We start from the raw sequence: 26974 nt of genomic DNA, 5'->3' as shown, positions 1-26974 counted from the left end.
CGGCGATGATGCGGACCGCTGGACCCGTATCGCGACCAGATGAGCGTGAGCCGTTGCGAATCTAGGGAAAAGCTGGAGCGCCGGGCAACCAACTCAGGGCGAGTCGTTGTCCGACGATGATTTCATCGCGCGACAGCTTTGAGGCGACCGCATCGCGAAGTCGCGTATAGACATCGCGCGTGTGGCCTTGCGACCGGGCCGCCGCGAGATTGAGCCATTTGTACGCCTGGATGAAGTCCTGACGCGCGCCGTGGCCCTTGTCGTACATCAATCCGAGCATGGCTTGCGCGAACGGATCGCCCCCGGTCGCGCCCTGGCAATACAGATCGAACGCGGCATCATAGGCCTGCGGGACGCCGAAGCCATGCTCATACATGAAGCCGAGCAGGCCGAGCGCTCTTGGATTGCCTCGCGCTGCCAGCGGCGATAATTCCCGCACGGCCCGGAGATAGTCGGCACGGTCGAGCGCCGCCACACCGCGGCTGAGCGCGTCCGCGCGAGCGACAGGCGGGCCGCCGCAGATGGCAAGCGCAACTCCCAGGGCAGCCGGCAAGCAGCGCCGCAGGGCACGTCGGAGTGACGCCGAACGGCTGGTCTCAATGGTAGCTGGTCGTGATTGGAGCATTGGTGTTCGTGGTCGCGATGGTTCCGCGCAGTTTGGAGCGAAGTTCTTCGGCCACAACATGCGCGTCCGAGCCATCGCGTATGATCTGCGGCCTGATGAAGATGATCAGTTCGGTTCGCTGGGTGTTGTTGGACTGGTGGCCGAACGCGTCGCCAAGTCCGGGTATCTGGTCGAGCACGGGGATCGCATTGCGCGCGCCGGTCTGTTGCTCCCTGATCAGGCCGGCCAAAAGCACGGTCTGGCCGTTCGCAACCGCGATCTGGCTCTTGACCCGGCGCTCCGAGATGGTCGGCGTCAGGTTGGGGGTGCTGGCTGTTCCCGTGTTCGGCACGTTGCTGATCTCTTGCTCGATGTCGAGCCGGACCGTGCCGTTGACGCTGACGCGGGGCGAGACACGCAAGATGATGCCGGTGTTACGATAGTCGATGGTGTTGACGACGGTGTTGCTGGTGGTCAGCACGGTGGCGCTGCCCGTTGAAACCGGTACCACGTCGCCCACCTGCAGGGTTGCGACCTGATTGTTGACCACGACCAGCGAGGGATTGGACAGCACCTTCACGTTGGTGACGGCATGCAGCGCATCAAGAATGAGACTTGGCTGCGTCGCCGAACCAACCAGGAAATTGAAGCCGGGAAAGGCCTGGTTGATGAAGGCGTTGGTCAAAGACCCCGTCACGGAGGCGATGCCGGTGCTGGTATCGACGGTGGTTGCGGGCGCCTGCGTCGCCTGGGTGTTGAGGATCGATCCGGAGTTTGGACGCAATCCAAGATTCTGCCCGGTGATGTAGGCCTGCACACCGTAGGAGAGGGTGTTGTTGAGCGTCACTTCGGCGATTGTCGCATCGATCGCAACCTGCACCTGGGGCTGGTCGATCTGCAGCAAGGTCGACTCGATGATCCGATAGTTCGCTTGATCGGCATAGATCAGGAGCGAATTGTTGGTGGCGTCCGGAGTGATCCGGACGTCCTGAAGCATCGGCTGGCCGTTGCCTGACGGCGTCGCACCATGGCCGGCGTCGAGCGCGCCGCCGTTGTTGCCGCCGGAATTTGCGCCCTGCGCGCCAAGACCGGGCGTGCTGCCGTTCGCGGTGCCTCCGCGCGCAGCAAAATTGTTGGCGGTGGCAGGATTGTTGGCATTGAGCGACAGGCGGTCGGCGCTTGACGTCGCCGACGTGCCCGAACCGGGCGCAACCTGGTTGTCGGCACTGTCAAGCAGGCTGGAGGCCCCTGAGCCGCCGAGAAACATGTCGGTCAAGACGCGCGCGATCTGGCGGGCCTCGCCATACTTCACGTGATAGACATGGACGCTGGTGCGCGCGGTGTCGGCGTGATCAAGCCGCTTGATCCACGTCGCGGCGGTGCGCAGCATTTCCGGGCGCTTGCTCACCACCATGACGGCGTTCAGCCGGGCGATCGGCTCGAACTTGACGACGTTCTGGCTGAGGCCGTTCTCGCCGGAATCGACGATCTTCTCCAGCTCGGCGATGATCGGCGCCGGAGGGCCGCTCGAAATCGGAAAAATGCCGACCGACTGACCGCGCATCCAATCGACGTCGAAACTCATCGCGGTGTCGACTGCGGTGCGGCGCTCGGCGCCGGTGCCCTGGATCAGGAGCAGGTTGCGCGTGGTGTCGGCGCGCACGGTGCCGGCCCGGGTGGCGAAACTATCCATCAGCTTTAGCAGCGTCTGCGCCGACACATATTGCAGCGGCACCACCGACACCCCGAAGCCCGGCTCGGGATGTGCCGCCGCGGCGTCAACCCGACCGGCGCCGACCGCATCGCCCAGCGGCGTCAGGCGATAGCCGGAGGCATCGTGAAGCAGCACCACGCCGCTGAGCCGCAGCGCATCTTCCAGCACAAAGATGATGTCCGACTTCGACACCGGCCTGACCGACACCAGGCTCACTGTACCCTGCACCCGCGGATCGATGGTGTAACCGACCTGGAGGATGTCGCCGAGCACGACCTTGGCAACGGTTGCGACCGGCGTGTTCTCGAAATTCAGGTCGAAGCCGTTGCCGCTCGACGTCGGTTGCGGCCGGTCATCGGAAACAGCCGTGATCGCTGCGCCTTCATAGATCGCCGGGGAGCCGGCGCGGTTGCTGCCAGCCGCGGCGGCCCCGTTACCCACCGGCTGAGGCTGATGCGGCAATAGGTCGATCGAGCGGATCTTGTCCGTAATGTCGAGCTGGGAGCCGTCGACGCTGGAGCCGACGGTCGCGGAATTGCAGGACTCCAGGAGCGTCAGCGAAGACAGAAGAAGGACCGCCGCCATGCCACGACGGATCGCCGGATGACGGCTAAGCTTGGTGACACGCATCATAAGACTTCGCCGTTCCGACTACCGGTGTTTGTGGATCGTTTGTGACGATCTGATTGTGTCACCTCTCCGGGATTGAATTCTTAGCGATCGAACATGACAGAAATAAATTGGTCGCCACATCGACCGGCGGTTTGCGGACCTATGTTGATTTCAAATGATGTCGGCGTTCGCCGGTGACTATCGATCGTTGAACGCTTTTTTGGGCGGTGGCGGCGCGCGAAGCTTCGTACGGCTGTCATACTTCGGGTCAATAACATCGCGGATAGCTGGCACCCGCACGCATCGCCTTCGACAGTCCATGACACGGCGGCCTAGCTCAAAGCTTGCGCCTCCGGAGCGACATATGGCCGGCGACTTATCCTCGCAGTTTGCTGAACATCTCCGTCAAGCCAAGCACTTGACGGTGGTCGATGGCCAAGAGGATGCCGCAGGTCAGCTTAGCGCCGATCAGCGACGAGCCAAGCTGTGGGAGCTCGTGGACCTGTCGGCGAGCGAGTTCGCCGACGAGGCCGCACGTTTTCATGGTCTTGAGCGGGCGACGTTACAGGACATGATGTCGGCGGCGTCGCTGGCATCGTCGTTCTCGCCTCGGTTCCTCAGGGAAACGGTTGTCTTTCCGTATCGCTCGCCGCAAGGCGAAGCGGTGCTCGCCGTTGCCGACCCGACCGATCAATCCGCGCAGCGTGCTGCGCAGATCGTGCTCGACACGGGCGTCGTCATCAAGGTCGCGACCTGGGAAGACCTGGCGGTGGTCCTCGATCAGCGTCTGGAGCAGCAAGAGGCCGAGGCCAGCGATGCCTTACCGGCGCAGCTTCGCGAGGACGACATCGAGAGCCTGCGCGACCTCGCAAGCGGCGCGCCGGTAGTGCGCGCCGTCAACGATCTGCTTGAAAAGGCGGTCGAATTGCGCGCCAGCGACATTCACATCGAGCCTTTTCAAAGCGGGCTCGTGGTGCGCATGCGCATCGATGGCATGCTGCGACCCGTCTCGGCGCCGGCCAATGTGCTGCCGCAGGCGGTGATTTCCCGCATCAAGATCGTGGCCAATCTCAACATTGCGGAGCGGCGGCTGCCGCAGGACGGCGCCGCGCGCTTGAGGGCCGGCCGCGCCGACATCGATATCCGCGTCGCCATCATGCCGATGCAGCACGGCGAATCGGCGGTGATCCGCATCCTGCCCAAGGATCGGGGGCTGCTCGTCGTTGACAAGCTGGGATTTTCTCCTCCCGACGAAGCGAGGCTGCGGCGGTTGCTGAAACTGCCGCACGGCATGATCGTCGTCACCGGCCCGACCGGCAGCGGCAAGACCACGACGCTCGCCACCGTGCTGTCGATCCTCAATGAGCCGATCCGCAAGGTCCTGACCATCGAGGATCCCGTCGAATACGAAATCCCCGGCATCAATCAGGCCCAGGTCAAGCCGGCAATCGGCCTAACCTTTGCGGCGGCGCTGCGCTCGTTTGTTCGCCAGGATCCGGACGTGATCATGGTCGGCGAAATCCGCGATTCCGAGACGGCGCATGTGGCGGTTCATGCCGCGCTGACCGGGCATCTGGTGCTCACCACGCTGCATACCGAGACGGCCGCGGCTGCGGTGCCCCGTCTGCTTGATCTCGGTGTCGAGGGATATCTTTTGCGTTCGGTCCTGCGCGCGGTGATCGCGCAGCGGCTGGTCCGCCAACTCTGCGAGCGTTGCAAGGCACCCCGCATGCTCGCCGATGCTGATTTTGCTGAGGACCCGCGGCTTGGTGCATTCGGCTTTCATTGCGGCGACGTGATCCATGACCCCGTTGGTTGCAAACGCTGCGGCGGTACGGGCTATCGCGGTCGCCTCGGCGTCTTCGAGGTGCTGGAGCTCACCGGCGAGCTCAGCGAACTGATCGGCGACAAGACGGATGGACGGAAGATCGACGAGATGGCGATACGCGGTGGCATGACGACGATGCTCGACGATGGCGTGGTCAAGTGCCGTGCGGGCCTGACATCGCCCGCCGAAATCCTCCGCGTCACAACTCTGCGGTGATGCCGTGCCGAACTTCCGCTACCGGGCGTTGACACAGAACGGTGAGATCGTGATCGGCACGATCACGGCGCCGACCTCGGCTGAGGTTGCGCGCCGCATCGAATATCTGCGATTGCTCCCGATCGAGACGATCGAAGACAAGCGGTCGGCCTCGGGCGCCACGGCCTACGGCCTGTTCGGCCGGCCGAGTGCCGCCGAGATCACCACCTTCACGCGGGACCTTGCGCTGTTGCTGAAGGCCGGCGCAAGGCTCGACGATGCGCTTGAGCTGCTGGCCGGCGATGCCGATGTCGGACGGTTGCGGCCCGTGGTCGCCAAGCTTCGCGCCTCGCTGCTCACAGGCGAAAGCCTGGCCGATGCCATCGCCAATCATCCCGCGCTGTTCTCGCCGATGTATGCCGCGCTGGTCCGCGTCGGGGAGGTGTCGGGCACGCTCGATCAGGTGCTGGACATGCTTGGCGCGGAGCGTGCACGCTCGGAGCAGATGCGACGCAAGCTGACGGATGCGATGCAATATCCGGCGTTCGTGCTGGCCGCTTCGGCTTGCGTCATGCTGTTCTTTATTCTGTTCGTGCTGCCGCAGTTCTCGTCGGTGCTGCAGGATTTCGGCAGCAAATCGGATACGACGCTGGGCGCCTTCATCAAGCTGTCGGATTTTCTGCGTGCCAACGCGACCCCGGCGATGCTGGTCTCCGCGGTAACCATCGCCGGCGGCTGGGTGCTGTTGCGCCGGCCGGGCACGCGCGCGGCGATGGTGAGCGGCTTGTCGCGCCTGCCTGGTGTCAGCAGCATTTTCCAGTTCTATCGCAGCAGCCTGTTCTGCCGGAATCTCGGCGTCTTGCTCGGCAGCGGTGTCAACCTCACGGCGACCCTGCGCATCCTCGTCGATATCATGGCGGTGACCGGGAACGAGCAAAGCTGGAGCGCGGCGGCCGACCGCGTGCGGCACGGCGGAAAACTGTCGGACGCGCTTGCGGTTGCCAACAGCCTGCCGCCGATGGCGGTGCGCATGCTGCGGCTGGGCGAGGAGACCGGGCAGTTGCCGACGCTCGCCGGCCGCGTCGCCGAATTCTACGAGGCCAAGCTGCAACGCAGCCTCGATCGCATTGTCGGCATCGTCGGGCCGCTTGCCATCATTTCCATCAGCACGGTCGTCGGGGGCCTGATCGTGTCGCTCATGACAGCGTTGCTGTCGGTTACGCAACTGGTCAACTAGACCAGAGGGTGGTGCAACATGATCTCATTCAAATACATCTGCGAAAATCTCATCGACGGAACGGCCCGACGGGGCGCCAGACGTCAAGGCGCGCACGCCAGCGAGGCCGGGTTCACACTCGTCGAAATGCTGGTCGTGATCGCGATCATCGGTCTCATCATGGGCTTGATCGGTCCCCGCGTGCTCAACTACCTCAGTGAGTCCAAGGTCAAGGCGGCCAGGATTCAGCTACAGAGCTTTGCGAGCGCCCTAGACCTCTACTATCTCGATGCCGGCCGATATCCGTCGAGCGCGGAGGGATTGGCCGCGCTGGTCCGGTCGACCCCGGGCGTCGCGGCCTGGAACGGGCCCTATCTCAAGGGTGGCAGCGTTCCCAACGATCCGTGGAGCCACGCCTATATCTATCGCTCACCGGGCGAGCACGGCCCCTATGACATTGTCTCCTACGGCTCGGATGGTCAGGAAGGGGGCAGCGGCACGGCCGCCGACATCTCGCTGGAAAAGCTCACTGCGAAGAATGAATAGATCGGCGGAACAAGGCTTCACCTTGCTCGAGATGGTCTGCGTGCTCGCGATCATCGCGCTGCTCTCGGCTGTCCTGCTGCCGTTCGTTCCGCGCGAGACCTCGCGTTCGCGACTGGAGGCCTATGCCTTGCAGGCGGCGACGCTCCTGAAGGGGGACCGCGATGCCGCGATCCGCCGCCAGGTCAGCGTCGCGACGCTGGTCGATGCCGAGGGGCGCATGATCCGGTCCGGCGCTTCGCAACGCGCGATCCGGATTCCGGAAGACGTGCGCTTTGATGCGGTGCTGCCGGAGACGTGCCAGCGGCAGGCCGCGTTGTCGACCATTCGCTTTCTGGCCAACGGCACATCGTGCGGTGGCACCATCGCCTTGACGCGTTTCGACGCAGGCTATGAAGTTCGCGTCAACTGGCTGACCGGGAGGGTCGAGATTGTTCCCCGCCACGTCGCCATCAACTGAACGCCACGACGCCGGCTTCACCATCATCGAGGTGCTGGTGGCGCTGGCGCTCGTCGCCGTCGTGATCGTTGCCATCGGCTCGGTGATGGGCACCAACGTACGCGGGGTGCGCTCGTTGGAGCGACATGTCGCTCTGGTGCAGGCCACGCGCACCGCGATGGCTGCAGCGATTCCGCCGCGCGATCAGCTTCGGCAGGGGACGTCGTCAGGGCAGGCCGACGGCTACGGCTGGACGGTCGACGTCACTCCACTCGGCGGTGACTGGACAGTCCCGGATTCCGACGTGGTCTGGATACCCGAGCTTGTCAGGGTGCGCGTCAGATCGCCCAGCGGAGCCACATCGGACGTTCGCACGGTGCGCTTGATGAAAAAGGTCGCCTCCCAATGACGGTGGTGATGGCGACCCGGCGTGAGCGTGAGGCCGGCTTTACCTTGATCGAAGCCATTGTGGCGCTCGCGTTGATGGGCCTTTTGCTATCGGCGCTTGCCAGCATCACCGCGCAATGGCTGCCGAACTGGAATCGGGGGATTGACCGGGTCCAACGCGATGAAGCGATTGGTACGGCGCTGCAACGCATTGCGGCCGACCTGGCCGCAGCCGAGTACGTTCCCGCCAATCGCGAATCCCGCCGTCCATTGTTCGATGGCTCGGAGCTCTCGATCACCTTCGTGCGCACTGCGATTGGCCCCAACGCCGGGCCAGGGCTCGACGTCGTGCATCTCGGCGAGAGCTCCGATCGCCGAGAGTTTGTCACGGTGCGCTCGCGGACGCGGTTTGCGCCGCTGCCGGCCGGCTCGTCGCTGTCCGAGCAGTTGCACTTCCGCGATCCCGTGGTGTTGCTGCGCTCGCCGTTTCGACTGTCCTTTGCCTATGCGGGGCCGGACCGGGTCTGGAAGAGCACATGGCGCGAGGCCGAACAATTGCCCGTCATGATCAAGCTGACCATCCGCGACGCCGCCAGCCAGCGCGTGCTCTCGGTCTCGACCATTGCGCCGGTCCATGCTCAGGTGCCGAGCGATTGCACGCGGCCTGACGGCAACTGCACCGACAAGCCGAATAGCGCTGGCAGCGGCGGGCCGGCCAACGCCGTCGGGCAGGGAGGTCAGTTATGACCAGTGCGGGACGCGCTGCCAGTGATTCCCAACGCGGTTTCGTGATCGTCGTGGTGCTCTGGATTCTCCTGACGCTGTCATCACTGGCGATGATCTTCACGCTCTATCTGTCGGCATCGGCTCGCGCGATGGCGCTCGGCGATACCGCCCTGCAGAATGAAGCATTGGTGTCGGCCGGCGTCGAGCTCACGGCCTATCAGTTGATCCTGGCCAGCGACGATGCAAGGCCGGCGCAGGGTTCATTCCATTTCCGGATGGACGACGCCAATGTCGGCGTGACCTTTACCTCGGAAGCGGCTCGGATCGATCTCAATCTTGCGTCGAAAGAGGTGCTCGCCGCGTTTCTGGCTGGGCTCGGTGCCAGCAAGGATGCGGCCAACGAGGATGCTGACCGCATCGTCGGCTGGCGCACCCGTCCCGCGCCGGGCAGCACCAACGAAGAGGCGGCGCGCTACGCGGCCTTGGGGTATACGCCACGGCAGTCGTTGTTCACGCATGTCAATGAGCTTGCCCTGGTCGCTGGGCTTCCGCCGGCACTCGTCGATCGCGCTTTGCCGTTTGTGACTATCTTCAACGGGTCGGCGGACATCGATGCGACGATCGCTGCGCCGGAAGTGGTCGCGGCCTTCGCAAAACGCTCCAGTGCAGGCGCGGATCTATTCGGCGCTGCGATCGGACTTTCGAACGATCCGCTTGCCGGTGCCGACCCGTCCGCTCCGGCGAAGAGCCTGCCGAAAGCCAAGAGCCCGTGCTACCGCGTCGAAACGACGATCGGCTTTGCCAACGGCCGGCGCGCCACGTCGGAAGTGGTGATTGCTCTCGGCGACAAGCGTGAGCCCTATCGCGTGTTGTCGTGGCAGGACGATGTCGAATCCGCTCACCTGCCTCTTCGCCGGAGGTCCTGATGGCGCTGATATCGGACGCGAAACTGTTCCTGACCGAATGGATCGATGCGGTGAGCCGCGCGATCGACGCGATGGCTGGCCGCTTCGGCCGCGCGCCGCGCATCGAGCTTGCGGAACAGGATGACGGCACGTTCACGGCAAGTGCGAGCAACGCGAAGGGCGGAGCCGATCTGCCCGATCTGTCCTTTCGCTTCGATAGCGATGCGCCGCACCCGCCGCTGCCGGAGACGTGGAAGGTCGTGCTCCGGGGAAGCCGCATCGAGGCGCTGCTGCGCGCGGATCACGTCATGACGCACCGGCTCGATTTCCCGAGCAGGGCGGCCGATTTCCTCGATGGAATGATCAGGGCTCAGGTCGATCGCTTGACGCCATGGTCGGCCAATGACGCGGTGTTCGGCTGGGGGGCGCCCGCGCCTGCCGCGAATGACCGGATCGAGGTGAGTTTTGCGGCGACGTCGAGAGAGAAGGTCGCGCCGCTGTTGCGGTTCGCGGAGATCGTCGGCGCTGCATCGGTTGCGATCCTGGCGCCAGCCGATGGGTCCGCGCCGATCAAGCTGCTCGACCGGCCGCTGCGCAGCGTGATCGGCGCCGCGGTCAACGTGCCCCGATTGCTGCGCGTCATCCTGCTCTCGAGCGCGCTCGCCGCGGCCGCGTCGCTCCTGGTCAGTGCCTATCTTGGCGGCTCGCTGCAATCGGAGCTCGGCGACCTGCAGCAGCATATCGCCCAGCGCCGCGCCGCATTGCGTCTTGACACGAGCGGCTCAGGGCTCGGCCTGCTCGCCAAGCGCAAGCAAACGACGCCGTCGAGCGTCATGGTGCTGGAGGCGATCTCGCGGGCGTTGCCCGATTCCACCTATGTGACGGAACTGCGGATCGAGGGGGACAAGATCCAGATCGTCGGGATGACCCAGGATGCCCCCTCGCTGATCCGCTTGATCGAACAGTCCTCTCCACAATTCACCCGCGCGACCTTCTTTGCCCCTACCACGCATGCGGCGAATGAGCCCGGCGAACGATTCCACATCGAAGCTCACATCACCGCCTATTTCGGATCAGGCTCGTGAATATCCAGTCCACACCCTTCAGGTTGGTAACGTCCTCGCCGCTGTTGGCGGCGGTGGCCTATGTCGGCCTGGTCATCGTGCTGCTGTTCACCGTGGTGATGTCGATATCCGATCTGATCGACCAGCGCAGCGAGGTCGCTGCCGCCGCGACCATGCTGGAGCAGCTTGGGGGGCACCGCGCAGCGGCCAAGCCGAATGCAGAGGGTGCGATGCCGGCCGGGTCGCCGTACCTCGAGGGCGCCACCGTCACGATTGCCGGCGCGACTTTGCTGCAGCGGGTGGCGAACGCCGTCACGAAATTCGGCGGCAACGTGTTGTCGACACAGCTTGACGTGCAGAGCTCATCGAGCAAGCCGGGGTTCCTCAGCATGATCGCGAGCTGCGAGATCGAGCAGCCTCAATTGCAGGAGCTGCTTTACGATATCGAGGCGGGAATGCCGTTCCTGTTTGTCGATCAGTTGGTGGTCCAGACCCCGACAACCTCATCCGTGTCGCAGCCCGGCAAGTTGCGGGTTCTGCTGGGAGTGTCGGGGCAATGGCGAGGCGCCAAATGAGGCGCAGCCTTATCATTGTGGCAATGGCGCTTGGGTTGTCGCTCCATGTTGCCATGGCGGCAACGGTCGCAATCACGACCGACGATCTCGACGCCGGCATTGCCGAGGAGACGCGGCTTGGGGGGACGGCCGCGCCGCGTTCGGGCGAACCGGTGACGTCCGTTCGTGTCGTTGCCCCGCCGCCAGCGCAAGAGCAGCCGCCGAGCGCCAACCCGCTATGGGCGATACCGCTCGCTCGATTGTCGGGAACGCGCGATCGTCCAATTTTTTCGCCGTCACGGCGGCCGCCGCCAGCGGTCGCCTCGGTGCCGGCGGCGGCGCCGCCACCCCCGCCGCCGCGGAAGAAGGAAATCCGCCCGCCGCCGTTGTCGCTGGTTGGAACGATCGCAAGTGACGACGAGAGCTTTGGCATCTTTCTCGATCAGTCGACCAAGCAGGCCCTGCGCTTGAAGCTCGGCGAAAACTATCAAGGCTGGAAGCTGCTTATGATCCAGGGCCGCGAGGTCACGATGGAAATGGATCACGAGGCAGCGATACTGACGTTGCCGCAACCCGGCGAACACGCCAATGCGCCGGTGCTGGTGACGCCGGTCAGCGCCGACGGCTCGACGCCGCAGGCCGAGCTGAGGCGGCGATGAAACGTCAATTTGCTGCGCGGCTGCGCTTCGCCCCCGGGAGACCTGGCCTGTCAGCATCGTGAAAGTGTTCCGCGCTGAAATGCCGCAATCCACTGTCATTTGGCTGTTAGAAACCTGCCAGATTCCCGCAACAACGCGCATGTAGCGTTGCGAGGTCAAACAGAACACTCGTTGGCGACTGTGGTCGCGAAGCTGGCTGGCACCATGCGTGGCGTCAGCGTGCCTTTGCATGGCCGCGGCGCATGGGCAGGATGGCGTGCTTCGACGATACTCGACAACTTCTTGTATCATCGTCGCGGCCGGCATCGGGCTCGCGACGAGTGGCATAACCGCCGCCTGGCTGGGGGCGGCGGAGCTGCCGACCGTGCCGCGCGCGCAGAATGATGTGTGCGCTCGACCGGAGCCTGGAAGCGCGATCGCCGAACCGGTGGATCTGCGCAGTCGCGACGGAATCCTCGAGGTCGATCTCAGTGAACATGACGAGAAGCTGCCGGACGGGACGAGCCGCTACTGCTACCTGACGTCGGACGGCAAGCCGTCGCCGACCTTGCGCGTGAAGCCGGGCGATCAGCTCGTCATCCATTTGAAGAACGATCTTGTTGATCTCGGTGCCACGACGCCCGCGATTGATCAGGCGCTCGCCGGTGGACCGATTTGCACGGCGAAGCAGGAAGCGGATCCCTGTGAGAGCGGCGCAATGACGCCGGTGTCAACCAATCTGCACTTCCACGGACTGACAGTGCCGCCGGTGTGTCACCAGGATGATGTGCTGAAGACATCGATCCAGCCCGACGACAAGGCGTTCGACTATCGCCTGCGCATCCCTGACGATGCGCCGCCCGGGCTCTACTGGTATCACCCGCATCTTCATGGCTTGAGCAAGACGCAGGTGCTCGGCGGAGCCTCCGGCGCCCTGATCGTCGAAGGCATCGAACGCGCCGATCCGTCGCTTGCCGGATTGCCCGAGCGCGTGCTCGTGGTCCGCGACCAGGATCTCGTCAATCCCGACGCGCTGCCGTCGAGGCGCGAGCCGGTGATGTCGAAGAGCCAGCTCGATAATGACGGCGACGTTGCCAACTCCGGCACCGGCTTCGGCAAGCCGTCGAAGGACCTGTCCGTCAACTTCGTGCCGGTGCCGTATCCGGACTACCCGCCGGCGAGGTTGTCGATGAAGCCGGGAGAGCGGCAGCTATGGCGTGTCCTGAACGCGTCCGCGATCACGTATCTCAACCTCGCTTTGCTGGTCGGCCGCGCGCCGCAGCAGATCGGCGTGGTCGGTATCGACGGAGTCCCGCTGCGCTTCCAGGGCAGCCTGTCCTCGGCGGTGCGATGGGTCAATCACATCGGCTTGCCGCCTGGCTCTCGCGCGGAGTTCATCGTCGAAGGTCCGTCGGCGGGAGCGTCCGCATTGCTAGTGACGCGCGCCGTCGATACCGGGCCGGCCGGAGAGAACGACCCGAACCGCGCGCTGATGACGATCACGGGCACGACAGATGCGGGCGAGCCGCAAGCAACGCTGCCGATCGCAGCGGAGCCGTTGCCGCCGCCCGATTTGCCGTGGGTTGGCGATGTTGCACCGGTGCGCGTCAGGAAGCTGTTTTTCTCCGAGCGACCGGAGAACCCGAACGATCCGAGCAGTCGCACGCAATTCTTTCTGACCATCGACGGAAACACGCCAAGGCCCTTCGACCCGCAGTCCGACATCCCCGACATCGTGGTAAGGCAGGGCGACGTCGAGGACTGGATCATCGAGAACCGCTCGATGGAGCTCCATGATTTTCACATCCACCAGATTCACTTCCAGTTGCGCGACTGGTCCGGGATCGCAGTCAACGAGCCGTTCCTGCGCGATACGGTCAACGTTCCCTATTACAACGGCCGAATGCTGAAATATCCCAGCGTGCGACTGCGCATGGATTTCCGCGATCCCAACATCGTCGGCACCTTCGTCTATCACTGTCACGTCCTCGAGCATGAGGACGGCGGCATGATGGGACGGATCAAGGTGGTGCCGAGGAGCACCGCGACCTCAACGACGCCATCCAACCAACAGAACAGAGGAGAGCTTTGATGCGCGACAAGCACACGTCACGTTGGCTGCAGGGGTGCCGCCTTACTCTCAGCGCGCTGGCGCTGGGTCAGTTCACCGCGAGTCCCGTGCTTGCGGAAGAGTGGGGGCACCACGGTGGCCACGAGACGAGGACCCCGATCAAGCATGCGATCGTGATCATCGGCGAGAACCGCAGCTTCGATCATGTGTTCGCCACCTACGTGCCCAACCGGCCCGGCGAGAGCGTGATGAACCTGCTGTCGCAGGGCATCGTCAAGCTCGATCAGAACAAGAATGCGGTGCCCGGGTCCAATTTCGAAAAGGCACATCAGCTCTCCGCCACGGACACCGGCTTGAACGATGCATTCCTGCTGAGCCCGCCGAAGCAGACCTTCCCCAAGGATCAATTGCCGGCTCCGCTGGTGGGCGGTCCCAAGGACTCCTACATCCCCAATCAGTGCGGCAGCTCGCCGATCACGACCTGCGAGGCGTCCCTGGCGCTGGCGCAGCAATCCGAATCCGGCCTGCCTTCCGAGTACTACCAGTATCTTTTGACCGGCGGCACGGGACAGACGTCGAAGACCCCCGACCAGCGCATCACGAATGTCGGTGCGCTGCCGGCCGGGCCGTTCCAGCTCACCAACAGCGATGCCATGCCCTATGACGCCTATGCGGCAAGCCCGGTGCATCGCTTCTATCAGATGTGGCAGCAGCTCAACTGCAACACCTCCGCCGCCAGCCGCGACAATCCGTCGGGCTGCAACGGCAACCTGTTCGCCTGGGTCGAGGTGACGGTCGGTGCCGGCAGCAACGGTGCGCAGCCGCCTTCCAACTTCTCGACCGAATATTCGCCGACCGCGACGACCACGGGCGAGGGGTCGACCGCGCTCGGCTTCTACAACGTGCAGAAGGGCGACGTGCCGTACTTCACTAGTCTCGCGCAGAAGTACGCGATGAGCGATAACTTCCATCAGTCCGTCAACGGCGGCACCGGGGCCAATCACATCATGTTCGGACACGCCGACATGATCTATTTCAGCGACGCCTATGGCAATCCGGTCGCGCCGCCGGACGGCACGCAGGTTTTCGGCGGCACTCCCGACGCCGGTACGGTCCATGAGATCGAGAATCCGAATCCGGCGATGGGCACCAACAATTGGTACATCCAAGATGGCTACGGCGCCGGCGGCAATGGCGGCTCTCCGCCGCCTTATTCGACGAACCCGGTCTCCGGCGGCGGCTCCTACAGCAACTGCTCGGATGCCGGCCAGCCCGGCGTCAAGCCGATCCTCGACTATCTGAAATCGGTCCGGATCAAATCGAATTGCGAGCCGGGTCACTACTATCTCTTGAACAACTACAATCCCGGCTATTTCGGCAACGGCAAGAATGCTTACACCGACACCAACCCGTCCAACACCCCGTTTACGATCCCGCCGTCGACGAGAAAGAGCATCGGCGACAGCCTGAACGAGAAACACATCTCGTGGAAGTATTACGGCGATCAGTGGAACAACTATGTCAACGATCCCTACCAGCTCAACTGGGGTGTAGCCGGACCGACCGCCGACGAATATTGCAACATCTGCAATCCGTTCCAGTACGACACGTCGATCATGTCGCATCCGGATCAGGTTGCCGCCCACATCCAGGACACGGTCAACCTGTACTCGGATATCTCCAAGCACGCTCTGCCGGCCGTCTCGATCGTGAAGCCGAGCGGCTATACCGACGGTCATCCGGCCTCCTCCAAGCTCAACCTGTTTGAAGGCTTCGTGAAGAAGATCGTCGACCAGGTCGAGGCCTCGGACTACGCCCAGGATACCGGGATCTTCATCACCTTCGACGAAGGCGGCGGTTACTTCGACTCGGGCTACGTGCAGCCGCTCGATTTCTTCGGTGACGGCACCCGCATCCCGTTGATCGTGGTCTCACCGTTCGTGAAGCAGGGGCACATCTCGCATGCCTATGCCGATCATGTCTCGATCGTCAAATTCATCGAGCGGAATTGGCGCCTGGAGCCGATTACAAACCGCAGCCGCGACAACTTCCCGAACCCGGTTGCCGCACCGGGCAACGCCTACGTTCCGGTGAACAGCCCAGCGCTGAGCGATCTGTTCGACCTCTTCGACTTCGACGGCGGCCACCACCGCGGTGGCCATGGCGAAGGTTGGGATCACTGACATCAGCCAGTGCTTTAGCCACGCGTTCGGTTCACCTCTCCCCAACGGGGAGAGGTCGATTTGCGGAAGCAAATCGGGTGAGGGGCTGCGGCGCTAACGAGAGACCGTAATCCCTCACCCGGCACTGCGCCATAGCCGAAGCAGCGCTTCGGCGTTCTCTTAAGGACGGCCGCCGAAGGCGGCCTATGCCTCTCCCAAGGGAGAGGTGGAGCACCGCCGCCGCTCCAGCTCAACCTCACCTCATCGCGCGCTAGCTCAAGCCGAACCATTGCTCGGCGACGACGGCCGACAGCAAGCCGAGCGCCAGGAATGGGCCGAACGGCAACGAGGTCTGCCGCGTCAGGTTTTGTCCGGCCAGTTGCGCGCCACCGACTGCGATCAAGGCCGAGAGCGCAGCAATCAGGATCAGAACGGGGATGCCAGGGAGGCCGATCCATAGCGTGGCCGCGGCGAGAAACTTGACGTCCCCGAGCCCCAACCCTTGGATTTTCCTTGCGGCGAAATAGAGCCTGCGAAATAGCCAGAAGATTAGTCCGACAATGATCGCCTCCGCTGTGGCCTCGACGCCGGCCATGGCGCCGCCCGTAACGATAGCCCGGGCCAGACCAATACCGCCGACTGCAAGGTTGAGGGCGTCTGGAATGATGCCCCGACGAAAGTCGATCAAAGCGAGGCTGCTACACAGCAGGCATAGCGCAGCGAAGAATCCTGCAATCAGGAGCGATGGCGTGTTGGCTGTCATGTCACTCGCTGTAGGACAAGGAACGCGGCGTCGATCGACGAACTTTGGCATCGCCGCCAGGGCATGAAGTCTACTCGAAGAAATTATTATTGTCGCCGACCCGCGTGCGCATGCTCTTGGCGATGATGCGCAAGCAAGGAGTTGCTTCGCGGCAATTCTGTTTGATTTGCGGGGAAGGCGTGAAGAGACGCGATACCGTCACAAAACAGTATAACAAGCCGACAATATTGTGGGACCGTTGGACGCAGCGTCGCGAACGGCTGCACTCCGCGTGGTGGAGGGGGCAATGAAGAAGAGCGTGGTGCTGTGCCTTGTTTCGTTCGCTATTGCGAATAGCGTCGGTCCAGTGAGTGCCACCGCACTGGACGACGCCGCGGAGCGCTATCGTCCCTACATGATCGAGGGCATCGGGTCAGCACTGGCAGGCATCAAGGAGCTGCGCGAACGGGTTGCCGCCAAGGATCTGGCGGGCGCAAAAAGGGCCTGGCTGTCAGCCCGCGCCGGCTGGGAGCGTTCGGAAGTCTTCACGGCCGGTTTCGTGCCTGAGCTGGATACGCTGATCGACGCTTGGCCGAACGCCGACAGCGGATTCCACGCCATCGAAGCAAAATTGTTCGGCGCCGGAGAAATCGACGTCGAGCGCGACACCGATGCGTTGATCGGGCACCTCGACCAGCTCGAGAGCAGGCTGCCGACCATGGCATTGACCCCGCAAGGCCTGCTCGACGGCACCGTGCGCCTAGCCTACGAGGTGGGTGAGAGCAAAGCGGATGGCGGTGAGTCCCGGATCAGCGGGACCTCGCTCGACGACATGCGCAACAATGTCGACGGCATCGACTTTGCCTATCGAACCATCTTTGCGGAGGCGCTTCAGGTGACCGACGCGCGGCTCGCCAAGCAGGTGACCGAGCGCATCGACGAACTCAAGGCCATCGTCGCAGCGCATGATCTGCCGCATGTCGATGTTCGCGCCTTGCGGCGCGCAAGTGAAGAGCTGGTGGTCTCGCTGCAGGCCGCCTCGCTCAGGCTTGGATTGCAGCGGCCGACGCTGGAGGCTCAGTCGCGATGAGCTTGCGCTGTCTCGGCACCGTCGCGGCCGCGTTCGGCCTCCTGATTGCTGTCTGGCATGGACCGGTCTTGGCCTTTCCGGTCGACGGTAACCAGACGGCGCTGCCTGTTAACACCGAGCTGAACGAGGACGCGCTGGAACGACCGCGCGAGGTGTTTCGCTCGGAGATGTCAGGGGGGAAGTCATACCTGGTCAATCTCGGCAATTTGGCCTTCAGTTCGCCATCGATCCTCGGCGACGTTGCGCGGCAGGCCAACGTCAGTTGCGGCACTTGTCACGTCAACGGCGCCGGCAATGCCAGGTTCTTTATGCCGAAGATGTCGACACGGCCCGGCAACTTCGACACGACCGGGCCCCTGTTCAATCCGAAGGCGGACAATGGATTGCTGGACCCCGTGCGAATTCCGAGCCTGCGCGGTGCGCGCTATCTCGCGCCTTACGGTGCCGATGGCCGGATGGCCTCGCTGCGTGATTTCGTGCGCAACGTCATTGTCAATGAATTTGCTGGTCCCGAACCGTCGCCCGTGATCCTCGACGCCATTGTGGCCTATCTCCAGGATATCGATTTCCTGCCCAATCCGAGCCTCGGTCCCACGGGCCGCCTGGTCGGCAAAATCAGCGAAGCGGAGCGCCGCGGCGAAGCGCTGTTCTGGAAGCCGTTCCCGCATGATCCCGGCATGAGCTGCGCCGGATGCCATGTCCCGTCAGGTGCCTTCGTCGATCACAAGCAGCATGACGTCGGATCGGGCGGTCTGTTCAAGACACCGACGCTGCGCAACGCCGACTTCAACGCGCCGTACTTTCATGACTGTCGCTTCGATACGTTCGATCAGGTGGTGACGCATTTCGATACGGTGTTCGGACTGGGCCTGACCGCGCAGGATCGCAGAGATCTGGTGGCCTATCTCATGGCGGTCGGCGATGGCACACAGCCTTACGAGCACGAGGGCGCCGGCGCTTCGCTGAGGGAGGTCAACGATTTCGCGACCGTGTTGGGCGCGGCCATTGCCGCCGGCGACAGGGATGTGGTCGGATTGGCCGTGGAGACGATCGGCGGCGAGCTGCGCGAGCTGACGGAGCAATATCCCGACCGCAAGAATACCAGCGTGTCGGGTGGCGACCGGGAGCGCGTGAATGCGCGGGCGGCCCTCAAGGAGGTTGTCCTGCTGCTGCGGCGAATCGAGGTCGCGGTCGACGACGGGAGAACCGAAGACGCTGCGGCCGACTACCGCAACTACCGCTATCTCATGGCTGCGGCCGTGCCTTCGCTGCTGGCCGGCGCCGAACCATGGTCGCTCTTCAATCCCGCTGTGCACGACCAGCACTACGCCGCTCTCCGCCGCGTTCTTGAATCAAGGCGCGTGGCTCGATAACGCCTGTTCGGCATTTGCGCGATCGCGCAGCTCAGGGTGACGGCGCGCAATCCTGTCCGCGTCATTGGCAGCGAAGCGATCCACAGCTCCGCGCACTGGAAGGATGGTCGTCGCTTCAGCACAAAATTGCTTTTCAATTTTATCGCGAGCTCCTTGCAATGACACGCAATGGCGTCGAGCTCATCGCGTGCGAGCTGCAGGGAGAAAAATAACAGGCATCATTTTGCGTTTCGTGCGTCGTTTCATCGCGGCGATATGCCTGCGTCATGTTGATGCACTAGTTACCGGCGGCGCTAAACAACAACCGCTTGGAGTCGACATGGCTTTCAACTTCAAAGATCACTGGCGAACAACCACGGCGCTTTGCATTGCTTCAACGATCGTGGTGACCACGGCAGCTTACGCAGCGAATTTCGGTGGACGCAGCGATTGGGACACGCGCTCACACGCGCATCACCAAAACGCCAACGCACAGGAGCACAATGGCCCCAACAGGGACCACGATCCGGCGAGCAGGGTGAAGACGGCGTCGCCGATCAAGCACGTCATCGTCTTGATTGGCGAGAACCGCGGCTTCGATCATACATTCGGCGTGTACAAGCCGAAGGGCAGGGGTGAGACGATCTCGAACCTGCTGTCGAAGGGCATTGTCAACGAGGACGGCTCGCCCGGCCCTAACGTCGCCAAGGCGCAGCAGTTCTCGGCCGCAGCGCAGTCGTCCTATTATGTCGGTGCTCCGGCGATCGCGAAGACGCCCTACAGCCCGACCAATGTGATGCCGCAGCCGAACACGAACGGTGCTCCGCAGGCGCAGAGCGACACGGGCGCTCCGTTCAAGACAGTTGCGGAAGCTGGCGTCGAGAGGGATATGGATCCGAGCGACCTCGACATCCTGACGACCGGTCCCACCGGTTTGCCGACGGGCGCCCTCGATACGCGCGTTCCCGGTGCGGGCAGCCTCGCCGGGCCGTTCCTGCTGCAGGGTGCGAATATCACCGACGACGACTACACCGGTGACACGACCCACCGCTTCTACCAGGACTGGCAGCAGGAGGATTGCAGCGCGGCCACCGCGTCGAAGAGCAACAATTCTGGTTGCTTGAGCGACCTGTTTCCGTTCGTCATGGCGACCTACTCGGCGACCAACAAGAGCCAGGGCAACGAGATGGGCTTCTACAACGTCGAGCAGGGACAGGTCCCGATCCTGAAGATGCTGGCGGACCGCTTCACCCTGGGTGACAACTTCCATCAGTCGTTCCACGGTGGCACCGGCGCCAATCACTTCATGCTCGGCACCGGTGATGCGGGTTTCTGGAGCGACGGCCAGGGTAACCCGGTCACGCCGCCCGCGAACCTGATCGCCAATCCGAATCCCGCCGCGGGCACCGTCAACAAGTACACGGTCGACGGCAATTTCAGCAATTGCGGCGATTTCAGCCAGCCGGGCGTGAAGCCGATCGTCAGCTACCTCGAGGCGCTGCCATACGCCGCGGAGCCGAACTGCAAGCCGAACCACTACTATATGCTCAACAATACCAACCCCGGCTATCTACCGAACGGCGCGCTCTCGGGTGGCAAGAGCCTGCCGCCATCGTCGGTCAGAACGATCGGCGACGCGTTGATCGAGAAGAAGATCTCGTGGGCCTACTATGGCGGTGCGTATAACGACGCCGTGGTTCTCTCGAATGAGGCAGTGGCCAAGAATGCGACCAGCCCGGACCTGAACGGTGCGGCACTTGCCGATCCGGCCCACGCGCTCGGCGTGGCCTATTGTCAGATCTGCAACCCGTTCCAGTACGCGACCTCGATCATGGCCGACCCGACGGTCCGCGCGGCGCATATCAAGGACACCTCCGATCTGATCACCGCGATCCAGAACAACGAGCTGCCTTCTGTGGCGTTCGGCAAGCCGGATGGCCTGCTCGACGGTCATCCGCAGAGCTCGAAGGTTGATCTGTTCGAGGCCTATGTCGCCAACATCCTCGGTGCGCTCGAAGCCAATCCGAAGCTGAAGGCGGAAACGGCGGTGTTTATCACCTGGGACGAAGCCGGCGGCTACTGGGATTCCGGTTACATCCAGTCGATCGACTTCTTCGGCGATGGCGCGCGCATGCCGATCCTGATCCTGTCGCCGTATTCGACCGGCGGTAAGGTCTACCACAACTACGGTGACCACGTGTCGCTGCTGAAGTTCATCGAGCGCAACTGGAACCTCAAGCCGCTCACGAACCGAAGCCGCGACAACCTGCCGAACCCAACGTACACGAAGGGCAATCACTATGTGCCGACCAACAGCCCGGCGCTCGCTGATCTGTTCGATGCGTTCGACTTCGACAAGCCGGTGGATATCTCCTACCTCGAGTGATCGGCTCTGACATCGGGCCCACGACCGATGCCGATCGAACCTTGCGGTTCGGTCGGCGTCGTCCATTGGTTGAAGATGATGATGAAGGACGTGATTCCGGCCGGTCTGCGCCGAATGATGCGATCCCGCATCGCCGCGTTTGGCGTCGCTCTTGTCGCCAGTGCGGTTGCGGCACAGGCGCAACAATTCTCCGCCGATATTGTCGTGCAACGTGGCGCCGTGTCGTCGCCGGCGGGACGGCTCAACGTTCTCGGCAGCAAGATCAGGATCGAGACGCCGGAGTTTGCCGACGGCTTCTTTCTGGTCGACGCGGCAAAGCCGGTGGCCTGGTTCGTTCGGCCCGTCGCACGGATCTATATGGAGGCCCGGCAGTCGAGCCAGTTCACCCGGCTACTGGTGCCCGTCGATCCGGATGACCCTTGCCGGCAATGGCAGTCGATGGCGCGTCTCGCCGGACTGGAAGAGGGTGGCGAGTGGCGCTGCGAGCGGACAGGGGAGGATGTGATTCAGGGCCGCAACACGACCATGGTCCGCGCCGCTCCCGTCGCCGGGCCGGCGCTTCTCGGCTGGATTGACCGCGAGCGAAGGTTTCCGCTGCGGATCAAGAGCGAGGACGGGACGGTGATTTCGGTTGAGAATATCAGGGATGAACCGCAGTCGGCTGCATCCTTTGAGCTACCGCCGCGTGCTCGGAAGTTCAGCCCGGAGGCGCTGATCGAACAGATCAAGCAGAGCGACGTGTGGGTTGCCGACCAGAAACCCGAGCCGCGGCCTTGATGTGACCGCAGCGTGGTCGGCCGTCACAAATCGGCAAAGGAACTCGACAATATTTGCAAGCGTGTGACACGCGTCCCGCATCGCTGGAGAATCTCCCGAAATGGCAAAGAAAGGCGTTTGGGCATTCGCCATGCTCGGTTGTGTCGTGCTTGCGGCCGACAGGCTCGCGGCATTTCCGCTCGATGGACGGCAGACGCTGCTGCCCGTCACCACCGAGTTCAATGAGGATGCGCTGATCAAGCCGCGCGAGGCGTTCCACAGTGAACTCAATCGCGGCCATAAATCCTATCTGGTCAATCTCGGCGATCTCGCCTTCAACTCGCCGAGTGTCTTGGGTGGGGTAGCGCGGCAGGCCGGAATGAGTTGCGGGACCTGCCACGTGAACGGCGCTGCCAACCCGAAATTCTACATGCCGAAGATGTCCGGCCATCCCGGCACCTTTGACACCACCGGGCCGCTGTTCAATCCAAAGGCCGACAATCTGGTGTTCGATCCCGTTCGGATCCCAAGTCTCCGCGGCGCGCGGTTTCTCGGCCCCTATGGCCATGACGGCCGCATGGCTTCGCTGCGCGACTTCGTCCACAACGTGATCGTCAACGAGTTTGCCGGCCCCGAGCCGTCGTCGACGCTACTTGACGCCATGGTCGCCTACATTCAGGACATCGATTTCCTGGCCAATCCGAATCTCGCTCCGGGCGGACGGCTCGGCCCGCTGGCGATGGATAGCGAGCAGCGCGGCGAAGCGTTGTTCTTCAAGCCGTTTCCGCACAACCCGCAGCTCAGTTGCGCCGGTTGCCACGTTCCCTCGGCGGCATTCGTCGATCACCAGCAGCACGACGTTGGCTCCGGTGGCCTGTTCAAGACGCCGACATTGCTGAACGCCAATTACAACGCGCCTTACTTCCATGACGGTCGTTTCGACAGCTATGATCAGGTGGTCGCGTTCTTCAACCGCAGCTTCGACCTCGGCCTGTCGGACGCGGAGCGGCAGGACCTCGTGATCTACCTGCAGGCTGTCGGCGCCGGCATATCACCCAACGAGTATGAAGGCTATGTCGCGACGACCAAGGAGCTCAACGACTTCGCGAGTGTGTTGGGTACGGCGATCGCGAACCACGACAGGGACGTGATCGCTCTTGCTGTCGACACGATCGGCGCCGAGCTGCGCGATCTCACCGAGCAATATCCCGATCGCAAGGACACCAGCCTGACGCCCGATGGATTGAGCGAGCGCATGCTGGTGCGTCAGGCGCTCAAGGAGCAGGTTCTGACGCTGCGACGCATCGACATGGCGGCTGCTGACGGACGCTTCGACGATGCGGCCGCAGACTACGAGCTCTATCGCGGCAAGATGAAGATCGAGGTTCCGACGCTGCTCTATAATGCCGAGCAATGGTCGCTGTTCAACCCGAAGGTCCATGACGCGCACTATGCGGCGCTAAGACAGGCGCTCGAACATCACCAGAAGCCGCAGTGATGGGAATGGACATTTCCCCTGAGGGCAGGTGAACCGAGGGACAGGATCGCGCGATCCTGATTCCGTGCCGTTCATAAGCCACATAGCGTATTCGTGCGAGCCGGGTCCGGCTCGCGCGTAGTCAACATGTCATGCGGACGGCCGCAGGACCGAAGCGTGAGCAGCCGGCGTCCTCAAAACAGCACGTCCCCGGCTCGATGCCGGGGACGTGCTCGTGCATGCCCAGCGACCGGGTCTCGAGCATCAATGCCCGAGATACGCCACGGCACCGTTGCTGGGGTTGAGGATCAGCTTGCGCGGATAGTCCTCGTCGCGACGGTCGAAGTCGAACATGTTGTCGATCGGACCTGCGATGGTGTCGAACGATCCGCCGGGCTGGATGCGCTCGCGGTTGAGCCAGTTGTCCTCGATGAAGCGCAGGACCGACGATTGATCCGTCAGCGTGTGATCGACGTAGTTGCGCTTGGCAAACGGCGAGATCACAAGCAGCGGTTGGCGGGTGCCGTAACCGCAGCGGCCCCAGGCCGGCTGGCCGAAGTTGCCGTTGAGCGGCTGGCTCGGAGTCTGGCGGCCCTGCTGGAAGCCGTTGCTGGTGTTGCAAACGCCGGGGCCGTTCAGCGTGTCGACGGTCGGGCTCGCCGAGGTGTTCACGATCGGGGGCATCTGGTGATCATACCAACCATCGGAGTCGTCGTAGGCGATGATGATGGCGGTATCTTCCCAATCGCGGCTCTGCTGCACCGCATTGATCACGCTGACGATGAAATTCTGCTCATCGAGCGGATCGGAATAGCCGGCATGCCCGTCCTGGTAGGCGGGGGCCTTCAGGAAGCTGACCGAAGGCAGGTTGTGGGCCTTGAGCGCAGCAAAGAAATCATTGCTGTCGTACTGGTGATTGGCGGGCTCCGGCGTCTTGGTCCCGGGGATGAAGCTGTGGCCGATGGCTTCGACCGAGCTTGGCCGGGTGTGTTGCGGATTCCGGGTCGAGGCGTAGTACTGGAACCAGGCGTGGTGCGGAATGTAGTCAGCCGACGTGAACGCAGGCGTGCCGGGCGCGGTCGGATCGGTCTCGCGCTGGCAACCGGTCGTCTTGTTGGCGTTGACGACGGTGAGGTCGAAGCCGCCCATGAATGCACCCCAGGTGATGCCCTTGTCGTTGAGCAAGTCACCGATATTGCGGCCGCCCAGCGTCACCTGGTCTCCGGTCGGATTGGAGCAGACGTCGCCGATCGGGTCGGCGTCGCCGATCAGGGTGATGTTGCTCGTCGTGTGGCTGGCGTCGCCGAAGGCTTCATGAGTTGTGTGCAGCAACGTGCCCGAGCCGTTGATCACATTCATCGTCGCCGAGAGACCGTTGGTCTGGCCCGAGATGAGATTCAGCGCGCCCGGCGTCGACGGACCGAATTGCGACGAGTAGCTGTTGTCGTTCATCGCGAAGTGCTGGGCGTAATTCCACAACGCTGTGACCGTGTTGCCGTCATAGTAGCCCATCACCAGCGCCTTGGTGCCGATGCCGGCCGGCGGCGGACCCGCGGTGCCGGTGAAGGCCGGGAAGCCGTCCATATGACCGTTGTTGTAGGCGCTCTCTTCGGGCGCTTCATTATGGCCTTGATCGGCCGTGAGCGCCTGTCCCGGTGCGAGGCGGAACGGATTGGAGGCGCCGGCGCCGTTCTGGACCTTGTTGTTGGGGGCAACCGGAGCGCTCGGATTACTGTTGGGATTATGAGCGAGCAGATCGACGCCCTTGAGCGCTGAAAAACCGTGATTGACGTCAAGCGGCGTCTTCAGGCCGTTGACCACCGGGGTGAACGGCTTTGCATGGAAAGGCGTTTCGCCCTGGCGGTTCTCCGCGTTCGGGTAGGTGCCGAAATAGTGGTCAAAGGAAACGTTTTCCTGAAAGATCACGACGAGGTGCTTGATCGGCGTCGCCGTATGCACGTGATGGTGGCCATCACGGTCGTGGTCGTGGTCGTGGCCGAAATTTGAGTTGTCAGAGCGGCCGTGGTCGTCTTCGGCAACAGCGCCCGCGCCCATCAGCGACAGCGCGAGAACAGAGACCAGTCCGAGCGTTTTGGACAAGTGCATTGGAGGTTTCTCCCTGTGGGTCCTCAAAGACAAATCGAAGGGGATTTCTGCGGCGATTTGCCCCAGCGCGCCGACTGTTTCAGAGCCCGACTACAGCAGGACGAAAAAAATATGACACGCCATTGAATGCTGGAGTGCCGTTGCTGCGCGGCTTCGGATTCCGCAGCAATGCGACGCTGGTCGCAAGCATGGCATCGCTCTTGCTGTTTGATTGACCTATCTGGCAACCCGCGAGGGGTTGCTTCACCATGAGGCAATCGTCATGAAGCAGCCGTCCGATTACGGAACGAAGAGTGCCTTATCGCTACAAGCGTTGATCGCGGACCTTAACTGGAGAATCCAGCTCCTCAGCTCCGACATCGCGGAAGAGGAGCAGCGTTCCCGCGTTCGCGATGAGACAAGCTGTACGTACCCTACGCTCGCGAAGCACCTCAGGGAGCGCAGAGCCAAACTGCTCTCGACCGTGGCCACGCTTGAGTCCCGGTTGCGGGCAACGATGCCCGCCGGATCGGCGGCGGCGTGACCTGGCCAATGCAACGCGGATCCTGATGAGAAGCGAAGACCGTCCAATGGCGGCCTTTCGCTCCCTGATCACGTCGTGCTTCCCACCAAGCCTGATCCATGCCCGGATGGCCGACCTTCGTCGAGCGATCGCTGGCTTCCCATTGATGTGCTGAATGGACACGGTTCCGCCGGTCGGGGCGACCGGTTCGGTCGCCCATTTAGCGCCGCGAGAGATGTCATCCGCGATGGGAACCCAAGCGTTGATCTGACAAGCCGTGCCCGAGCGAGGCAACCGGGTGACAGACCCCCGGCCGGGGCGTGTCGGGTCTGCTGCAAGTGCAGTTGACACGGGACGCCGGCCACTTTAATCACCTGATTAACTAATTAATCAACTAATTAAGGCTCGGCGCAAGCCCTGAGAATGAACGCATCGGCAAAGAAGCTGGTCTGACAAAGCCGCTCTCGGCCGCTTCGAGTCCGGTGTGGATGGAGCCCGTGAGAACCGGGTCTTCAACCAGGTGAAATCAAGGTCAAGCGGCGGGCTTGCACCAACCGGGATGGAATCCGTTCACGCGTACAAAAGTGGGACTGGGTTGTTTGGGAGCGTAAGCGATGGGACGTCGATCTGAGAAACTGATGGCGCACGACGGGTCTTCGACCGGCGCGGAAGACAGGCAAGTGATACAGGTCGTATCGCGCGCATTCGACATCTTGCGCTGTTTCGAAGGTCGAAGCATGCGCCTGGGCAATCGGGAAATCGCCGACCGATGCGGCCTTCCTCGGTCGACGGTCTCTCGCCTCATGTTGACCCTCACCCGGATCGGCCAACTGATCTACCTGCCGCAAGAGCAGAAATATGCTCTGGGCCCCCATGCCATCGCGCTCGGCACCTCGCTGTTTGCG

21 protein-coding genes and 1 pseudogene are annotated in these 26974 nt (G+C 63.0%); 18 read left to right on the top strand and 4 right to left on the bottom strand.

Annotation, left to right across the window (positions count from 1 at the left end; all coding sequences use genetic code 11):
• Window positions 1–61: 61 nt before the first annotated feature.
• Window positions 62–553: a tetratricopeptide repeat protein gene (locus P6U25_RS23350; RefSeq protein ID WP_407147119.1), complete on the bottom strand. Its 492-nt coding sequence runs from the start codon at window positions 551–553 to the stop codon at window positions 62–64.
• Between the two features lie 43 nt (window positions 554–596).
• Entirely contained in the window at window positions 597–2951 is a 2355-nt protein-coding gene (gene gspD, locus P6U25_RS23345; RefSeq protein WP_407147118.1) for a type II secretion system secretin GspD, read from the bottom strand.
• A 343-nt stretch (window positions 2952–3294) separates the two neighbouring features.
• Between gspD and P6U25_RS23340 the strand changes: the two genes are divergently transcribed.
• The 12 genes from P6U25_RS23340 (at window position 3295) to P6U25_RS23285 (ending at window position 15679) form a co-directional block, all read left to right on the top strand.
• Entirely contained in the window at window positions 3295–4974 is a 1680-nt protein-coding gene (locus tag P6U25_RS23340) for a GspE/PulE family protein (protein ID WP_407147117.1), read from the top strand.
• A gap of 4 nt (window positions 4975–4978) precedes the next feature.
• The gene (locus P6U25_RS23335) at window positions 4979–6190 is read left to right on the top strand and encodes a type II secretion system F family protein (protein ID WP_407147116.1); all 1212 of its coding nucleotides are present in this window, start codon (window positions 4979–4981) and stop codon (window positions 6188–6190) included.
• 18 nt (window positions 6191–6208) lie between these two features.
• Window positions 6209–6715, top strand: a complete 507-nt coding sequence (gspG, locus tag P6U25_RS23330) for a type II secretion system major pseudopilin GspG (RefSeq protein ID WP_407147115.1) — start codon at window positions 6209–6211, stop codon at window positions 6713–6715.
• Window positions 6708–7172, top strand: a complete 465-nt coding sequence (locus P6U25_RS23325) for a Tfp pilus assembly protein FimT/FimU (protein ID WP_407147114.1) — start codon at window positions 6708–6710, stop codon at window positions 7170–7172. Before gspG ends, P6U25_RS23325 begins: the two co-directional genes overlap by 8 nt.
• Window positions 7144–7560, top strand: coding sequence for a prepilin-type N-terminal cleavage/methylation domain-containing protein (locus P6U25_RS23320; RefSeq protein ID WP_407147113.1), 417 nt, complete (start codon window positions 7144–7146; stop codon window positions 7558–7560). Before P6U25_RS23325 ends, P6U25_RS23320 begins: the two co-directional genes overlap by 29 nt.
• Before the next feature lie 8 nt (window positions 7561–7568).
• Window positions 7569–8285: a type II secretion system protein J gene (locus P6U25_RS23315; RefSeq protein ID WP_407147112.1), complete on the top strand. Its 717-nt coding sequence runs from the start codon at window positions 7569–7571 to the stop codon at window positions 8283–8285.
• Entirely contained in the window at window positions 8282–9190 is a 909-nt protein-coding gene (locus P6U25_RS23310) for a general secretion pathway protein GspK (protein ID WP_407147111.1), read from the top strand. The genes P6U25_RS23315 and P6U25_RS23310 overlap by 4 nt, the downstream gene beginning before the upstream one ends.
• A complete protein-coding gene (locus P6U25_RS23305; RefSeq protein WP_407147110.1) occupies window positions 9190–10254 on the top strand; it encodes a PilN domain-containing protein in 1065 nt (354 codons plus the stop codon). Before P6U25_RS23310 ends, P6U25_RS23305 begins: the two co-directional genes overlap by 1 nt.
• Window positions 10251–10808, top strand: a complete 558-nt coding sequence (gene gspM, locus P6U25_RS23300; RefSeq protein ID WP_407147109.1) for a type II secretion system protein GspM — start codon at window positions 10251–10253, stop codon at window positions 10806–10808. Before P6U25_RS23305 ends, gspM begins: the two co-directional genes overlap by 4 nt.
• Window positions 10805–11446, top strand: a complete 642-nt coding sequence (locus P6U25_RS23295; protein WP_407147108.1) for a hypothetical protein — start codon at window positions 10805–10807, stop codon at window positions 11444–11446. The genes gspM and P6U25_RS23295 overlap by 4 nt, the downstream gene beginning before the upstream one ends.
• Before the next feature lie 229 nt (window positions 11447–11675).
• Complete coding sequence (locus P6U25_RS23290) at window positions 11676–13517, top strand: multicopper oxidase family protein (RefSeq protein WP_407147107.1); 1842 nt, start codon at window positions 11676–11678, stop codon at window positions 13515–13517.
• Window positions 13517–15679, top strand: a complete 2163-nt coding sequence (locus P6U25_RS23285; protein WP_407147106.1) for an alkaline phosphatase family protein — start codon at window positions 13517–13519, stop codon at window positions 15677–15679. The genes P6U25_RS23290 and P6U25_RS23285 overlap by 1 nt, the downstream gene beginning before the upstream one ends.
• A gap of 250 nt (window positions 15680–15929) precedes the next feature.
• Here P6U25_RS23285 and P6U25_RS23280 read toward each other — a convergent pair whose 3' ends face one another.
• Window positions 15930–16421, bottom strand: coding sequence for a prepilin peptidase (locus tag P6U25_RS23280; RefSeq protein ID WP_407147105.1), 492 nt, complete (start codon window positions 16419–16421; stop codon window positions 15930–15932).
• A 286-nt stretch (window positions 16422–16707) separates the two neighbouring features.
• Between P6U25_RS23280 and P6U25_RS23275 the strand changes: the two genes are divergently transcribed.
• The 5 genes from P6U25_RS23275 (at window position 16708) to P6U25_RS23255 (ending at window position 23482) form a co-directional block, all read left to right on the top strand.
• Entirely contained in the window at window positions 16708–17490 is a 783-nt protein-coding gene (locus tag P6U25_RS23275) for an EfeM/EfeO family lipoprotein (protein WP_407147104.1), read from the top strand.
• Window positions 17487–18863: a cytochrome c peroxidase gene (locus P6U25_RS23270; protein ID WP_407147103.1), complete on the top strand. Its 1377-nt coding sequence runs from the start codon at window positions 17487–17489 to the stop codon at window positions 18861–18863. The genes P6U25_RS23275 and P6U25_RS23270 overlap by 4 nt, the downstream gene beginning before the upstream one ends.
• 319 nt (window positions 18864–19182) lie before the next feature.
• The gene (locus P6U25_RS23265) at window positions 19183–21228 is read left to right on the top strand and encodes an alkaline phosphatase family protein (protein WP_407147102.1); all 2046 of its coding nucleotides are present in this window, start codon (window positions 19183–19185) and stop codon (window positions 21226–21228) included.
• A 27-nt stretch (window positions 21229–21255) separates the two neighbouring features.
• Complete coding sequence (locus P6U25_RS23260) at window positions 21256–22005, top strand: hypothetical protein (protein ID WP_407147101.1); 750 nt, start codon at window positions 21256–21258, stop codon at window positions 22003–22005.
• Between the two features lie 100 nt (window positions 22006–22105).
• Window positions 22106–23482, top strand: a complete 1377-nt coding sequence (locus P6U25_RS23255) for a cytochrome c peroxidase (protein ID WP_407147100.1) — start codon at window positions 22106–22108, stop codon at window positions 23480–23482.
• A gap of 243 nt (window positions 23483–23725) precedes the next feature.
• On the opposite strand, the gene P6U25_RS23250 is transcribed toward P6U25_RS23255, so the two are convergent.
• Window positions 23726–25567: a phospholipase C gene (locus P6U25_RS23250; RefSeq protein ID WP_407147099.1), complete on the bottom strand. Its 1842-nt coding sequence runs from the start codon at window positions 25565–25567 to the stop codon at window positions 23726–23728.
• A 1116-nt stretch (window positions 25568–26683) separates the two neighbouring features.
• Here P6U25_RS23250 and P6U25_RS23245 point away from each other — a divergent pair.
• Window positions 26684–26968: pseudogene (locus P6U25_RS23245) on the top strand (helix-turn-helix domain-containing protein); the annotation flags it as partial.
• Between the last annotated feature and the right edge of the window lie 6 nt (window positions 26969–26974).

The sequence above is a fragment of the Bradyrhizobium sp. ORS 86 genome (genome assembly GCF_045571475.1).
Taxonomy (GTDB): Bacteria; Pseudomonadota; Alphaproteobacteria; order Rhizobiales; family Xanthobacteraceae; genus Bradyrhizobium.
This window is presented reverse-complemented; position numbering and strand designations above follow the sequence as displayed.

Bases quoted from the DNA above. Each gene is read 5' to 3' on its own strand.
- P6U25_RS23305 (WP_407147110.1), top strand. From the start codon at position 9,190: ATGGCGCTGATATCGGACGCGAAACTGTTCCTGACCGAATGGATCGAT.
- P6U25_RS23290 (WP_407147107.1), top strand. From the start codon at position 11,676: ATGGCCGCGGCGCATGGGCAGGATGGCGTGCTTCGACGATACTCGACA.
- P6U25_RS23270 (WP_407147103.1), top strand. From the start codon at position 17,487: ATGAGCTTGCGCTGTCTCGGCACCGTCGCGGCCGCGTTCGGCCTCCTG.
- P6U25_RS23280 (WP_407147105.1), bottom strand. From the start codon at position 16,421: ATGACAGCCAACACGCCATCGCTCCTGATTGCAGGATTCTTCGCTGCG.
- P6U25_RS23315 (WP_407147112.1), top strand. From the start codon at position 7,569: ATGGCGACCCGGCGTGAGCGTGAGGCCGGCTTTACCTTGATCGAAGCC.
- P6U25_RS23265 (WP_407147102.1), top strand. From the start codon at position 19,183: ATGGCTTTCAACTTCAAAGATCACTGGCGAACAACCACGGCGCTTTGC.
- P6U25_RS23340 (WP_407147117.1), top strand. From the start codon at position 3,295: ATGGCCGGCGACTTATCCTCGCAGTTTGCTGAACATCTCCGTCAAGCC.
- P6U25_RS23295 (WP_407147108.1), top strand. From the start codon at position 10,805: ATGAGGCGCAGCCTTATCATTGTGGCAATGGCGCTTGGGTTGTCGCTC.
- P6U25_RS23260 (WP_407147101.1), top strand. From the start codon at position 21,256: ATGCCGATCGAACCTTGCGGTTCGGTCGGCGTCGTCCATTGGTTGAAG.
- P6U25_RS23275 (WP_407147104.1), top strand. From the start codon at position 16,708: ATGAAGAAGAGCGTGGTGCTGTGCCTTGTTTCGTTCGCTATTGCGAAT.
- gspD (WP_407147118.1), bottom strand. From the start codon at position 2,951: ATGATGCGTGTCACCAAGCTTAGCCGTCATCCGGCGATCCGTCGTGGC.
- P6U25_RS23285 (WP_407147106.1), top strand. From the start codon at position 13,517: ATGCGCGACAAGCACACGTCACGTTGGCTGCAGGGGTGCCGCCTTACT.
- P6U25_RS23310 (WP_407147111.1), top strand. From the start codon at position 8,282: ATGACCAGTGCGGGACGCGCTGCCAGTGATTCCCAACGCGGTTTCGTG.
- P6U25_RS23325 (WP_407147114.1), top strand. From the start codon at position 6,708: ATGAATAGATCGGCGGAACAAGGCTTCACCTTGCTCGAGATGGTCTGC.
- gspG (WP_407147115.1), top strand. From the start codon at position 6,209: ATGATCTCATTCAAATACATCTGCGAAAATCTCATCGACGGAACGGCC.
- P6U25_RS23250 (WP_407147099.1), bottom strand. From the start codon at position 25,567: ATGCACTTGTCCAAAACGCTCGGACTGGTCTCTGTTCTCGCGCTGTCG.
- P6U25_RS23255 (WP_407147100.1), top strand. From the start codon at position 22,106: ATGGCAAAGAAAGGCGTTTGGGCATTCGCCATGCTCGGTTGTGTCGTG.